The sequence below is a fragment of the Sphingobium indicum BiD32 genome, from assembly GCF_000382885.1.
GTDB classification, from domain to species: Bacteria; Pseudomonadota; Alphaproteobacteria; order Sphingomonadales; family Sphingomonadaceae; genus Sphingobium; species Sphingobium japonicum_C.
In genome coordinates, this window is sequence record NZ_CAVK010000061.1 from 19,040 (window position 1) to 31,352 (window position 12,313).

A 12,313-nucleotide genomic window follows, 5' to 3' on the forward strand; every position below is an offset into this window, starting at 1 on the left:
CTATATGCACTCGCCAAAAATTTGCAAGCAAAACACATCTTGCAGTAGCCTCGGTTCGTCAGATTCTGCGGGCATGCGCGACAGCAGCCTCAAAATAGAATGATCGTCGGATCTGGTCCGAAAAGAGTGGCATGGGCAAGAAGCAGCGCGGCATAGGCGATGATCGTGATGACGGCCGTCATCGCGAAGCTGTGTCCAGGCCACGCCCGGCTGCCTGGGCCTCGCAACATTGCCCAGAATGGTATGACCGATGTCCGCCTGGCAAGATCGGGCCAGCCCAGACCCAATTGGCGCTGCTTCCGCCGGTCGATGATCGGCATGGCCAGGAGTGCGAACGCTGCGAAGCCGCCGAACAGGATTACCGAGACGAGGTCTCCGTTGGGAATGACGTGACAGGCTGACCAGAACACAAAGCCCCACAAAATAGGGTGGCGCGTTATTCCCACTAAACCGGGCTTCTTCGGATCGAAGCGATTGGCCATGAAGCCGACGGACAGGGGGTTTGGGATGATTGTGCCACCGATCAGAAAAAACAATGCCACCGGCATCACCAGGATCGGAGCCCAGTATAGGGATGGCTCCGGAGCCCAAAGCGGGATGTAGGGCGCGTGCCGCGCCGCTACGATCAGCCAGCCGAGGAGAGCAAGGGAGATCAAGGCGTATATCGCGATATAGAACCGCTCACCAAGAATCCCGACCAGCGCCGCGCGCGTACGCGGCCGGGCCGGGATGCTATGGCTTGCAAGGAATATGGCGAGCGCCGCCAGAAACTCGGTCATGCTCTCAGACTGCCTCTACTCGGCAGCGCGTGCACATCCGTAAAGTTCCGAGGTTTGGCTGCACCTAACTGATTGCAAAAGAACGGGACGGGACCAGCGAGACATCTTCATTACGGCGTTGCACGCCCGGTTTCTGTCATGAAGGTATGATGCCCTCCCATCCGAACATACGTTCGTGTCCCCCCACGGACCGTCGCATGGAAGCCACCGGTAAACCATCTGCCTGGCCGACACTGCTCATTTCGCGCGGAGCGCATGTCAGGCAATGGAACGTATCCAGGGCGGCGGCCGATGCTGCGCTCGACCAGCACGGGGCCATGCCTGGCGCTGAAACACTACGTAGAACACCCAAATGAATCTCTCTTGGGCGCGGGGTAGCCAATACCGGTACCGGCAAATTGGAGAGCATAATGGCTATCAAGGATATTCTCGCCGTGGTCGATACCGGGGACAGGGATGAGCAGTTCGTGCGCGATGCGCTGGCCTTCGCCGAATTCCATGGCGCCAGCCTTTCGATCCTTGTCCTGTCAGCTCTTCCCTCGACCGATTACGCGCTGACTATCGCGCGACCCTATGTCTTTCTTCAGGAATATACGGATGCGGTCGAAGTCAAGCAGCAGCGTATCGCCAAGCTTGCCCGAGCTTCCAATGTCGAACTCCGGACAATATCCGACCTGCCAGCCAATATCTTCACGAAGTCCGCGGTCTACGCGCGTTACGCCGACGTCGTCCTGTTCGGCCCTGCCGGTAACTACGACTACCCGCCGATCCGCCGTGAAACAATCGAAAGCATCCTGTTCGCGTCAGGTCGGCCGGTGCTCGTCCTGCCTAACGGGCACAAGCCTCGCGCGCTTGCGCATCTGGCGATTGGCTGGAACGCAACCCGCGAAGCGACCCATGCGCTACGCGATGCTACAGCCTTTGCCATGCCGGGTGCCAAGATCGACGTGATCGTTCTCGATGCCAAGCCCTCAACGAAGGGTCACGGTTCTGAGCCGGGGACGGATATCGCGCGGCATCTCGCTCGGCACGGATTCGCATCGACGGTCGTTCCCAGTTCCGCAGGTGAATTGTCCGATGCGGATGCGTTGGTCAAAGCTGCGCGCGAACGCGGCGCCGGGCTGCTGTCGCTTGGAGCCTATGGACATTCCCGCCTGCGTGAGATCATTCTTGGCGGAGTTACACGAGATCTGCTTGGCGGAGCTGCGATTCCCCTGCTGTTTTCGCACTGATCCGGGCGCGCTGTCGCCAGAAGAGGAGGCAAGACCATGTCCGATTCCATCCTGAACAAGGGGACCTGCCCCGTCACCCACCTGACCACGGCCTTCGGCGCCCCGGTACCCGACAACCAGAACTCGCAGACCGCCGGCCCGCGCGGGCCGCTGCTGTCGCAGGACGTCTGGCTGAACGAAAAGCTCGCCAACTTCGTGCGCGAGGTGATCCCCGAGCGGCGGATGCACGCCAAGGGTTCGGGCGCGTTCGGGACCTTCACCGTCACCCACGACATCACCCGCTACACCCGCGCCAAGATCTTCTCTGAGATCGGCAAGAAGACCGAGATGTTCGCCCGCTTCACCACCGTCGCCGGCGAGCGCGGCGCGGCCGATGCCGAGCGCGACATCCGCGGCTTCGCGCTGAAGTTCTACACCGAGGAAGGCAACTGGGACATGGTCGGTAACAACACGCCGGTCTTCTTCCTGCGCGACCCGCGCAAGTTCCCCGACCTCAACAAGGCGGTGAAGCGCGATCCGCGGACTAACCTGCGTTCGGCCACCAACAACTGGGACTTCTGGACCCTGCTGCCCGAGGCGTTCCACCAGGTGACGATCGTGATGTCCGACCGGGGCATCCCCAAGAGCTACCGCCACATGCATGGCTTCGGCAGCCACACCTACAGCTTCTGGAACGAGGCGGGCGAGCGGTTTTGGGTCAAGTTCCACTTCAAGACCCAGCAGGACATCGAGAACCTGACCGACGCGCAGGCGGCGGAGCTGGTCGGCGGCGACCGCGAAAGCCACCAGCGCGATCTCTACGAGGCGATCGAGCGCGGCGACTTCCCGAAGTGGACGATGTACGTCCAGATCATGCCCGAGGCGGAGGCCGAGACCTATCGCTTCCACCCGTTCGACCTGACCAAGGTCTGGTACAAGGCGGACTACCCACTGATCGAGGTCGGCGAGTTCGAACTGAACCGCAATCCGGAGAACTTCTTCCAGGACGTCGAGCAAAGCGCCTTCGCGCCCTCGACGGTGCCGCCGGGCATCGGCTTCTCGCCCGACAAGATGCTCCAGGCGCGGCTGTTCAACTATGCCGACGCCCAGCGTTACCGCCTGGGGGTCAACCACCACCAGATTCCGGTCAACGCCCCGCGCTGCCCGGTGTTCAGTAACCACCGCGACGGCCAGGGGCGGATGGACGGCAACTACGGCGGTTTGCCGCACTACCAGCCGAACAGCTTCGGCCAGTGGGTGGACCAGCCCGACTTCGGCGAGCCGCCGCTCAAGATCAACGGCGATGCCGCCTTCTGGAACTACCGCGAGGACGACGACGACTACTTCACCCAGCCGCGCAAGCTGTTCGAGCAGATGAGCCCGGCGCAGCAGGAGGCCCTGTTCGCCAACACGGCCCGCGCGATGGGCGACGCGCCGGACTTCATCAAGCAGCGGCACATCGACAACTGCACCCGCTGCGATCCGGCCTATGGCGCCGGTGTGGCCCGGGCTTTGGGCATGGCGGCGCGAGCGGTGAGCGAACTACCCACTGTCCCGGAACTCGCCGAGTAGCTGCGGGCGGGACATCCGGAATCCGGACCCAGGCGCCACCGTTCTCTCCGGTCCGGCGACTGGGATACCGTTTACATTGCGGCTTTCTGGCAGGAAGGACATGGGTCGCCACGCCGGATTGCCGGGAATGGGTGTATGATGGATAAACTCCGGGCTGAAACCGGGCGTGGCCGATACTGGGCATATAGTCGATTGGCCATCAAGGTGCGGGTGCAGAGGGTATGACATGGCAATGAAACACCGGACTACGCTTATGGTGATTAACAGGCGGTAGTGGCTTGCAGCTACCTCCATCTCGAAGCAAACAAGTCGTTCTGGTTGTTGATGATGAAGACCAGATACGTACCATGCTTGTCACCCACCTGACCTGCTGTGGTTTTGAGGTGATCGAAGCTGGTAGCGCGGACCATGCATTGCGCGTGATGCATGGTCGCTGCGACATTCGGGAAGTCGTAACCGATATCCAGATGCCAGGATCGATCGACGGTCTCGCGCTTGCGCATCTTTTGCGAGAACGAGATCCTGGACTAGCTCTGCTGATTTCATCGGGCGGTGTCTTCCCTACGGATGGTGAACTGCCGGAAGGGGCGAGTTTCCTTCATAAACCTTACAGGATGAGTCGTCTTGTCGCAGCACTGAGCGCGCTTCTGGGCGGGTAGGTTTTGCCAAACCGGATTGGCGTGATCGGATGACCAGCATCGTTCGATTCAAACAAGCATCTGCGACACTTTACCGCCGGTCAAAGTGTCACAGATGACAAATGGTCGCGAGCGAGCATTGGGGGATTCACTTTTCGTTCTACCTGTGCATGATTCTTCCATGCTCCAGACCAGCCTCATCGCCGATCCTGATGCCGGACCGCTCGATATGCCCGGTGTCGTCGAACTGCTCGCGCAAAGTTCGTCACGACCCCGCTACGCGTACATGGTCCTTGACCTTATCGCCAAGATTGCCGGTGCCGATGGCAGCGCCGGTCCGCTCGTTTTCCACGACGGGCATGCTATCCCGATCAGGGAATGGCTCTGCGACGCGCTCTCCCCGATGGCAGGCAGTTTCCCGCGCCGGCTTGCCCTTGTCGCCCGCGTTCGCGAGGAAATGACAAATGCCGGGTCATTGCCGGCCGATCCGCGGGCGGCCGATCGGGAAATCGACAGCGAAGTCCGCGCCAGGGTCCGAGCGTCCGGCAAGACCAATGTGAGCCGTGCCGTATCCGACCTCGTCCGTGCCGGCATGCTGCATCGACATTACCAAGGTTACCGCGTCGATCATCACAATCGCGGCGGCCAACGCCAGGCAGTATACACATTGTCGCCGATCGTTCGCAAACTGTTCCAGGCTGGCCGTCCGCTGACGGTTCCCGTTAAGCTACCGCAACAAGGCGCGCTGGCTTTTGGCTGATCGCGCAATGTGCGTCTGGGCGACCAGTCAGGACGTGAAGAACTGCTGGGTTCCATGGGCTTCGATCGCCTCGGCCAGTCGGCCGAGCGCATGGACATAGGCAGCACTCCGCATCGTGATCTTGCGTTCGCTCGCCCGCTCCAAAATCGCGCGGCCTTCAGCTTCCATGCTGGCTTTCAGCCTTTCGTGAATCTCGGCGACTGTCCAATAATAGCCCTGCCTGTTCTGCACCCATTCGAAATAGGACACCGTCACGCCGCCGGCATTGGCGAGAATATCGGGGAGGACCGTTACTCCGCGGGCACTCAGGAGGTCATCCGCGGCCGGTGTTATGGGGCCGTTCGCCAATTCGACGATCACCTTGGCTTTCACGCTCGCGGCATTGTCCGCATGGATGAGGTTTTCGAGCGCCGCTGGAACGAGCACATCACAGTCCACTCCGACAATGTCGCCGGGTACCAGTGCCCCGACACCATCAGAGCCCACGAGGCTCGCGAGCCCAGCATCCCGTTTGGCCTCGATCAGCCGGTCGAACGGGATGCCCGCTGCCGAATGGACGCCGTGGCGGGAATCCGAGACGGCAACAATCCGGTAGCCGATTTCGGCCAGCAGGCGAGCCATATGACTTCCCGCGTTCCCAAAGCCCTGGATCGCAACGCGTGAACCAGGGCCCACCCCGAGTTCGTTTTCGAGATGGCGCAGCAGATAGAACCCGCCGCGCGCCGTCGCATCATCGCGGCCGAGCGATCCGCCCAGGGCAATCGGTTTGCCCGTGATGACCGCCGGAGACACACGGCCGACGATCGACGCGTACTCGTCGGCCATCCAGCCCATGATCATGGCGTTGGTATAGACATCGGGGGCAGGGATATCCCTGTCCGGTCCGATGATGCCCGAGAAGGCTTGCATATAGGCGCGCGACAGTCGCTCCAGCTCGGCTTTCGAGAGCTTGCGCGGGTCGACCTGGACAGCGCCTTTGCCGCCGCCATAGGGCAGGTTCATCACCGCGCACTTGAAGGTCATCCAGAACGCAAGCGTCTCGACCTCATCCACCGTCGCATCGGGATGAAACCGGATGCCCCCCTTGGTCGGCCCCCGCGTATCGTCATAGCGACAGCGCCACGCCATGAAGGATTTGCGAGAACCATCGTCCATTCTGATCAGCAGCCGCGTCTTGGTCGTTTCCCGCGGGTATTTGAGCTTTTCAAGAACATCAGGATCGAGCTTGAGATGCTGCGCGGCGTCATCGAGCCGGGTGAGTGCCTGGTCGAGCAGGGTTGCGCTCATAGATTTTCCTTGCCGTGAATAGAGACCTGATCAGTCGTTGCGCACGATTTGCGCGACTTCCACGATCTTGAGCTCGCGCTCATTGCCTTCGCGATCAGGCCACAGGATCGACTGTCCTTTTCGAAGTCCGATGAGCCCTGCGCCGACCGGCGTCAGGATCGAAATTCGTCCCGCTGAAATGTCCGCTTCCCTGGGATAGGTGAGCTGGTAGCTGTATTCCTTGCCACTTGCTTCATCGATGAAGCGGACGGTGGCGTGCATTGTCACGACGTCGTCGGGAATGCGCTCGCCCGGGTGCGTCGTGGCGCGCGCGAGCTCATTGAGCAGCAACTCGCTCACTTGCGGCGAACGCTCCTGCGCTGCCATGGCCAGGTCGGTCAGGGCGTCGGCTTCGGTATCAATCATATGTATCGGCGGCCGTCGGCGCGCCTTGGTGTTCGTCATCGATTTCGCTTTCCAAATGAGCAGCTACCGCCAATGCGGCGCCGTCTTCGCATGAGATGATCTGTGCCCCGAGTTCGGGGCAGCGCGCACCGGAACCCGGGGCTAAAGGCCCGCGAGAATCTGCCCCCCGTGGTGGCGAAAGCGAAAATGGCAGTGATGAGTCTGCATCCTGTCATGATGTCGGGGTCTCCGCCTCGAGTCAAACGAGAACCCTCCAAGCCTCAAATCAAGAACCGGGCCTCGAAGAGATCGATCTCCCGGACGAGCCTGCGAGCGGCCTCGCTGCCCAGCTCCCGATTGCGAACGCGGCGGAAAACCTCCTGGCGCTCTGCCCTGAGCGCTGCAAGACGAAGATCGCGTTCGATCGCTTCGTCGCGCTTTCGCATTTCCTGCTGCTGAGGTTCAGCTGCCGGATGCCCGATCCGCTCGCGGTAAAGGTCCATGAGGCGGGCGGCGATGTTGACATAGGCGTCGGCGTCCTTCCGGCCGTCGGCAAGGCGGTGCTGGGTACGCTCGATTGCGGCAATCGCGGCTTCTGCCGCTGCGGTCCGCGCCGCATCGACTTGCGCGTCGCGGGCCGGTTCGGGCGGCATCTCGAGGCCGCGCATCATCAGAGGCAGTCCGATCGATCCGGCAATCAACGAGAAGATGATCACCCCCATCGCCAGGAAGATCGCGAGATCGCGCGCGGGGAAGGGCGTGCCGTCCAACATCGTCAGGGGCAGTGTGAGTACGCCGGCAAGGGTGATTGCGCCTCGCACACCGGCGAAGGACATGGCTCCGATGACCCGCCAATGGGGCTGTGCACGATCTTTCCTGCGTCGGAACAGCGTCAATCGGAAGGATAGCCAGACCCAGACAAAGCGGAGGGCCGCAAGACCGAGGCTGATCGCGATGACATAGTTGATCAGCCACCAAGGCGCATGATGACCGGTCAAGTGGACGGATGCGGCGGCACCGGCAAGAATGGTCGGCAATTGTTCGCCTAGCAGTACGAATATGACTCCATTGGCGGTGAACTGGATCACATCCCAAACTGTCGTCCGCCGGATCCGCGTGACGGCCAGGGCATTTCCACGCGCCTCGACGATGCTCATGGTGAGCCCGGCAGCCACCGAGGCGAGGATACCCGAGCAATGGAGGTGTTCGGCCACCAGATAGGCGCCGAAAGGAATGAGCAGACTGATCAGGATCTGCGAGCTGCTTTCTTCTCCCAGGCGCCGCGTGATGACAGCTTTGGCCCAACCGACAAGCCAGGTTAGTCCCGCCCCCACGCCCAGGCCGCCCAGTGCAGCCCACAGAAAATCGAATGTTGCTGCGCCCAGCGAAAATGTGCCGGTCAGCGTCGCGGCTATCGCAAAACGCAGGCAAACAAGACCTGACGCATCGTTGAGTAGAGATTCGCCCTCGAGGATATGCATCATCCGTTTGGGAATGGGCGTTCGTTGCGCGATCGCGGCGACCGCAATCGGATCGGTTGGTGAGACCACTGCGGCCAAGGCGAAAGCGACCGGTAGCGGCATGGCGGGCAGCAGCCAGTGGATGAAGAGCCCCATGCCGAGGACCGTGACAACCACAAGACCGAGCGCGAGTTCAAGGACTGTCGTACGATCCTTGAAGAGATCCTCGCTCGGTAGGCGCCAACCATCGAGAAAAAGTAGTGGTGGAAGGAAGAGAAGAAAGAAGATGTCCGGATCGAGTACGACCCGCCAGCCCGCCACCAGTCCAATGGCCGCGCCCATGGCGATTTGAACCAACGGGCGCGGTAGGGAAAATGGGAGAAGCCGAGCCAGAATGCCGCTCATGACAACGGCGAACAGCAATGCCAGGATGAGCGTTACAGTTTCCAAAGGCGGCCTCGCTCACGGGTCTCGATGAAATCTCCCTCGTGTCACAGCCGCGCGGATGTGATCCTCCCAGCCTTGAGCGAAAACGATGAAAGTGCTCAGAGGACCACTTCGGCTTCATCCCGAACGGGAATATCGGCCTTCACCTGGCTCACCGGATCGCCGACCAGGATCGCGAACTTCGCGCCCTTGTAGTAGATGTCTGGGCGATGCCAGGCCTTCGTTACGGTGACAAAGGCGCCATCGATCTCGATCTCATCACCGGGTTTGGGCGCGCGCGCGAAGTGGAAGCAACCCCTGGATGCCGCGGAACGGCTGTCGCGACCGGCAAGGACGTCTATGAGCATGTCGATTTCCTCTCACGTTACAGGGGTCGTTTTCGGCGCGGGATAGTGCCAGGGTTCACCCTGGCCGAGCGCTGCGGCATATTGTTGCTCCGCGAAGTGCCAGTTCGCGAGCCTGTCCCACCAGGAAGCGAGCCAAGCGGCTCGATCCTGCCGAAAATCGATATAGTAGGCGTGCTCCCAGACGTCGCAGGCAAGAAGCGGTGTTACTCCATCTGCAAGAATGGGAATGCCTGCATCATGGGTCGAGATCAGCTCCAGCGCACCGCCTTTGACAATGAGCCACACCCAGCCTGAACCGAAATGGCCGGTGCCCTCAGCTATGAACCGCTGCCCGAGAGCATCGTGGCTACCAAAGGCCGTCGAGATCGCGTTCGCAAGATCGCCCGAGGGTTTCGATGGCGTTGCACTCATGCTCTCCCAGAAGAAGCTGTGGTTCCAGGCTTGGGCGGCGTTGTTGAAGAGGCCCTTTGCTCCGCTGCCTTGTGCGATACGGACGATTTCCTCGAGCGTGTGGGCCGAGAAATTCTGCTCACCAAGCAGCCGGTTGAGTGTCTCAACATAGCGGGCATGGTGCTTGCCATGATGGATCTCCAGCGTTTCGGCGGAAAGCACTGGTGCAAGTGCCTCAATGCCATACGGCAAGGGTGGAAGTTCGAACACCGGCGCCTCCTCATCATGATCGGCAAGTGTGCCGTTCAGATCTCGGTCAGCCATGGGAGTTCTCCTTAAGGACTATTGAACAACGGTCTCGATCCGGACGGGGCGCCCGTGTCAGGGCATCTCGCCAGGCGGTCATGGAGTGATCGCGCGCGATCACCAGGTGTCCGCAGGCGCGCATGGTTACCTTGTTCATGAAAGTCGCCTCAGAGAGCCTGGACGAGATCTCGGCAATAGGTGGCTGACCCGTTCGACAGCCGCGTATCAAGGCGAATATTTCTGGCTCAATCGGCATCGGCTACCTCTGCCAATCTGGCATTCAGCGCTGCGATGCACAGCGCGATCGCATCGATCGGATGAGATCCATACCATTCGCCCCGCGTGCCTAGAACGATGACATCGCCCTGCGCCATCTCGATCCAGCATCCCGGGGGTATCAGCGTTGTCGCTGCCGACTGACTGGAAGAATAAAGGAGGGCGCGGACACGCGCTCCATTGTCCTGTCGCCAGATTCCGGCCTCAACGCCGCTCAACTCGGTGAGTGCGGGAAACACGGCCATCGCAATCAGCGCATCGAGTTGACGGCTGGCCGCAGTGGCCGCCTTGCAGGCCTCAATCGCTTCGATCAGTCTCGCGCGCTCCCCGCGGGTGCTGGCGCTCGCACAGAGTGACAAGCCGCCTGTCAGGAAAGATGTCATGGCTCTGTCTGCCAAGGGCCCCTCACGGGCTCACAGACCTGCTGCAGCAAGCCGTCCCCGATCGCATAGACCCAACCGTGCAGCGTCAGTGGCGCGCGCTGGTCCCATGCGCGTCGTATCAGCGGGTTCGCGGCAAGTGCTTCGACCTGAGAGAGAATGTTACGTTCACACAGGCGATCCGCATCTGCCTGCGCGGAGCAGCCATGAGCCTCATGAAGCGCACGGACTGGCGCCAGCCATACTCCGATAGCGTCATCGGTCGCTGGTGCCATCGCAGCCTGGATGCCGCCGCATCCATAGTGGCCAACCACGATGATGTGTTCGACTTTGAGAACATCGACTGCGAACTGCAAAGCGGCTGAGAAGTTCGGATCGCTATCAACCGCCAAATTGGCGACGTTGCGGTGAACGAACATCTCACCTGGATCAAGATCGACGATCTCGGTCGCCGGGACCCTGCTGTCAGAACACCCTATCCAGAAATAGCGGGGATGCTGCTGTCCTACGAGGCGTTTGAAGAAACTCGGATCGTCACCTGTCTTGGCCTGGGCCCATGCGCGATTGCGGGAAAACAGGGAATGGCAGTCATCGCGCCCTTCGGCGATGACTGGCTCCTCATTCCAATTTTCCCTCGTCGATCTCATCGCACGGATGCCTGTAAATCGACGATCCGGAGATAGGGCTTAAGTGTCTTGTAGCCTTGCGGAAACTGCCGCGCGGCTTCCTCATCGGATAGCTTCGGCGAGATCACGACTGGCTCGCCCGGTTCCCAGTTGACCGGGGTCGCGATACTGCGAGCGTCGGTCAACTGGAGGCTGTCGATAGCACGGAGAATCTCAGTAAAATTCCGGCCTGTGGACGGAGGGTAGGTGAGGATCAGCCGGATCTTGCGAGACGGATCGATGACGAAGACCGACCGCACCGTGACCGTAGGGTCGCTTTCTGGATGGATCATGTCGTAGAGGGTCGAGACCTTGCCGTCCGGGTCGGCGATCATTGGGAAATCAAGCTTGGCGCCCTGGGTTTCCTGAATATCGCTTTCCCATTTATGGTGCGCTTCGACGGGATCAACCGAAAGCCCGATCGGCTTGACGTTCCGCTTATCCCATTCCGGACGAAGCTTAGCCACTTCGCCGAGTTCGGTCGTGCAGACTGGCGTAAAATTCTTGGGATGGCTGAATAAAACGCTCCAACTTCCGCCGAGCCAGTCATGGAAGCTGATGCGGCCGTGGGTGCTGTCCTGCTCAAAATCGGGGGCGATCTGCCCGAGTTGAATGGTCATGGGAACTCCTGGATGCTGTTCGTTCAATGTGGGGGAGTGACGTCCATCAAACAAACGAATGTTATTAATGGTTGCCGGCAAAAATAATGTTGTAATGTTAGTGACCGTTTTGCGGAGGCGCCAGCCAGCCGACCCTCAACAGCGCAACCGGCAGGGCGACAAGCACCACGAGATTGCCATCTTCCTCGCTGACAATGCCTTCCTGGTTGAGCTTCCACACGAAGAGGCGGATTGTCGCGATGGCAATTCCGATCGCGATCACCCAATAGGGAATGGCTGATGTTCGCGGCAGCCGTGGTCTCCGCCTGTACTGGTCATTGTCACTGTTGCTCATCACGGCGTCCCTTCCTTGGAGTCCGGCCGTGCCCCTCTTCATCGGCCTCATTGGAAGATTTTTGGTCTTCGGCACTGGCCGATGGGGGCCAGACGATGCTGAAATCAAATGGAGGCGGAACCTCCCTGAAGGGGATTGGCGCATCGCGGTGTGCCTGGCGCTCCATGTCCAATGCAAGGATGACGCCGGCACAGACCGCTACCACGAAGACCATGACGGCCAAGAACACTGTATCGGTGATCGCGCCGGCAGCATGAAAGCCGTAGAGCGCAACGCCAATCGCGAGAACCAGCATGGCAAGCGCCAGACAGATCTTCCAGAATTCTGCTTTCGGCGGCGGTTCGGGGCGAAAGTGGCCCAGCGGTTTCATGTCTCGATCAACCCATCCATGCAGCAGTGTCCCCAAGAACCACGCTGCTTCTTGCGGAAACACCTTCGACCCGTTAGCATCCATCAA

15 protein-coding genes are annotated in these 12,313 nt (G+C 60.6%); 4 read left to right on the forward strand and 11 right to left on the reverse strand.

The annotated features are described in order from the left end of the window. Positions 1-89: 89 nt before the first annotated feature. Positions 90-779 carry an NnrU family protein gene (locus EBBID32_RS06475; protein ID WP_006952715.1) on the reverse strand — a complete coding sequence of 230 codons (690 nt, stop codon included), beginning with the start codon at positions 777-779 and terminating at the stop codon, positions 90-92. 467 nt (positions 780-1,246) lie between these two features. Between EBBID32_RS06475 and EBBID32_RS06480 the strand changes: the two genes are divergently transcribed. From EBBID32_RS06480 to EBBID32_RS06495, 4 genes are all read left to right on the forward strand, one after another. Further along, a complete protein-coding gene (locus EBBID32_RS06480; protein ID WP_231382122.1) occupies positions 1,247-2,011 on the forward strand; it encodes a universal stress protein in 765 nt (254 codons plus the stop codon). Positions 2,012-2,047: 36 nt separating this feature from the next. Beyond that, on the forward strand, positions 2,048-3,562 hold the full coding sequence (locus EBBID32_RS06485) for a catalase (RefSeq protein WP_006952719.1): 1,515 nt from the start codon (positions 2,048-2,050) through the stop codon (positions 3,560-3,562). A 278-nt stretch (positions 3,563-3,840) separates the two neighbouring features. Continuing rightward, positions 3,841-4,221: a response regulator gene (locus EBBID32_RS23480; RefSeq protein ID WP_156022484.1), complete on the forward strand. Its 381-nt coding sequence runs from the start codon at positions 3,841-3,843 to the stop codon at positions 4,219-4,221. Positions 4,222-4,381: 160 nt separating this feature from the next. Further along, on the forward strand, positions 4,382-4,960 hold the full coding sequence (locus EBBID32_RS06495; RefSeq protein WP_006952722.1) for a hypothetical protein: 579 nt from the start codon (positions 4,382-4,384) through the stop codon (positions 4,958-4,960). A 27-nt stretch (positions 4,961-4,987) separates the two neighbouring features. Here EBBID32_RS06495 and EBBID32_RS06500 read toward each other — a convergent pair whose 3' ends face one another. From EBBID32_RS06500 to EBBID32_RS06545, 10 genes are all read right to left on the reverse strand, one after another. Next, the gene (locus EBBID32_RS06500; protein ID WP_006952725.1) at positions 4,988-6,247 is read right to left on the reverse strand and encodes a Glu/Leu/Phe/Val family dehydrogenase; all 1,260 of its coding nucleotides are present in this window, start codon (positions 6,245-6,247) and stop codon (positions 4,988-4,990) included. 30 nt (positions 6,248-6,277) lie between these two features. After that, complete coding sequence (gene rnk / locus EBBID32_RS06505; protein ID WP_037489225.1) at positions 6,278-6,691, reverse strand: nucleoside diphosphate kinase regulator; 414 nt, start codon at positions 6,689-6,691, stop codon at positions 6,278-6,280. A 221-nt stretch (positions 6,692-6,912) separates the two neighbouring features. After that, positions 6,913-8,541 carry a Na+/H+ antiporter gene (locus tag EBBID32_RS06510; RefSeq protein ID WP_006952728.1) on the reverse strand — a complete coding sequence of 543 codons (1,629 nt, stop codon included), beginning with the start codon at positions 8,539-8,541 and terminating at the stop codon, positions 6,913-6,915. Positions 8,542-8,636: 95 nt separating this feature from the next. Continuing rightward, positions 8,637-8,885, reverse strand: a complete 249-nt coding sequence (locus EBBID32_RS06515; protein ID WP_006952732.1) for a hypothetical protein — start codon at positions 8,883-8,885, stop codon at positions 8,637-8,639. 12 nt (positions 8,886-8,897) lie between these two features. Beyond that, positions 8,898-9,599 carry a superoxide dismutase gene (locus EBBID32_RS06520; protein WP_006952733.1) on the reverse strand — a complete coding sequence of 234 codons (702 nt, stop codon included), beginning with the start codon at positions 9,597-9,599 and terminating at the stop codon, positions 8,898-8,900. Positions 9,600-9,826: 227 nt separating this feature from the next. Next, positions 9,827-10,240, reverse strand: coding sequence for a hypothetical protein (locus tag EBBID32_RS06525; protein WP_051093291.1), 414 nt, complete (start codon positions 10,238-10,240; stop codon positions 9,827-9,829). Further along, on the reverse strand, positions 10,237-10,884 hold the full coding sequence (locus EBBID32_RS06530) for a carbonic anhydrase (RefSeq protein WP_006952735.1): 648 nt from the start codon (positions 10,882-10,884) through the stop codon (positions 10,237-10,239). The genes EBBID32_RS06525 and EBBID32_RS06530 overlap by 4 nt, the downstream gene beginning before the upstream one ends. Continuing rightward, complete coding sequence (locus EBBID32_RS06535; RefSeq protein ID WP_006952736.1) at positions 10,881-11,522, reverse strand: peroxiredoxin; 642 nt, start codon at positions 11,520-11,522, stop codon at positions 10,881-10,883. Before EBBID32_RS06535 ends, EBBID32_RS06530 begins: the two co-directional genes overlap by 4 nt. A 97-nt stretch (positions 11,523-11,619) precedes the next feature. Next, positions 11,620-11,856 carry a hypothetical protein gene (locus EBBID32_RS06540; protein ID WP_006952737.1) on the reverse strand — a complete coding sequence of 79 codons (237 nt, stop codon included), beginning with the start codon at positions 11,854-11,856 and terminating at the stop codon, positions 11,620-11,622. Beyond that, a complete protein-coding gene (locus EBBID32_RS06545; RefSeq protein ID WP_006952738.1) occupies positions 11,843-12,226 on the reverse strand; it encodes a hypothetical protein in 384 nt (127 codons plus the stop codon). Before EBBID32_RS06545 ends, EBBID32_RS06540 begins: the two co-directional genes overlap by 14 nt. Positions 12,227-12,313: the final 87 nt, after the last annotated feature.

Coding starts and splice junctions, on each gene's coding strand:
- EBBID32_RS06540 (WP_006952737.1), bottom strand. CDS start 11,856: ATGAGCAACAGTGACAATGACCAGTACAGGCGGAGACCACGGCTGCCG.
- EBBID32_RS06520 (WP_006952733.1), bottom strand. CDS start 9,599: ATGGCTGACCGAGATCTGAACGGCACACTTGCCGATCATGATGAGGAG.
- EBBID32_RS06545 (WP_006952738.1), bottom strand. CDS start 12,226: ATGAAACCGCTGGGCCACTTTCGCCCCGAACCGCCGCCGAAAGCAGAA.
- EBBID32_RS06485 (WP_006952719.1), top strand. CDS start 2,048: ATGTCCGATTCCATCCTGAACAAGGGGACCTGCCCCGTCACCCACCTG.
- EBBID32_RS06525 (WP_051093291.1), bottom strand. CDS start 10,240: ATGACATCTTTCCTGACAGGCGGCTTGTCACTCTGTGCGAGCGCCAGC.
- EBBID32_RS06535 (WP_006952736.1), bottom strand. CDS start 11,522: ATGACCATTCAACTCGGGCAGATCGCCCCCGATTTTGAGCAGGACAGC.
- EBBID32_RS06530 (WP_006952735.1), bottom strand. CDS start 10,884: ATGAGATCGACGAGGGAAAATTGGAATGAGGAGCCAGTCATCGCCGAA.
- EBBID32_RS06495 (WP_006952722.1), top strand. CDS start 4,382: ATGCTCCAGACCAGCCTCATCGCCGATCCTGATGCCGGACCGCTCGAT.
- EBBID32_RS06515 (WP_006952732.1), bottom strand. CDS start 8,885: ATGCTCATAGACGTCCTTGCCGGTCGCGACAGCCGTTCCGCGGCATCC.
- rnk (WP_037489225.1), bottom strand. CDS start 6,691: ATGACGAACACCAAGGCGCGCCGACGGCCGCCGATACATATGATTGAT.
- EBBID32_RS06500 (WP_006952725.1), bottom strand. CDS start 6,247: ATGAGCGCAACCCTGCTCGACCAGGCACTCACCCGGCTCGATGACGCC.
- EBBID32_RS06475 (WP_006952715.1), bottom strand. CDS start 779: ATGACCGAGTTTCTGGCGGCGCTCGCCATATTCCTTGCAAGCCATAGC.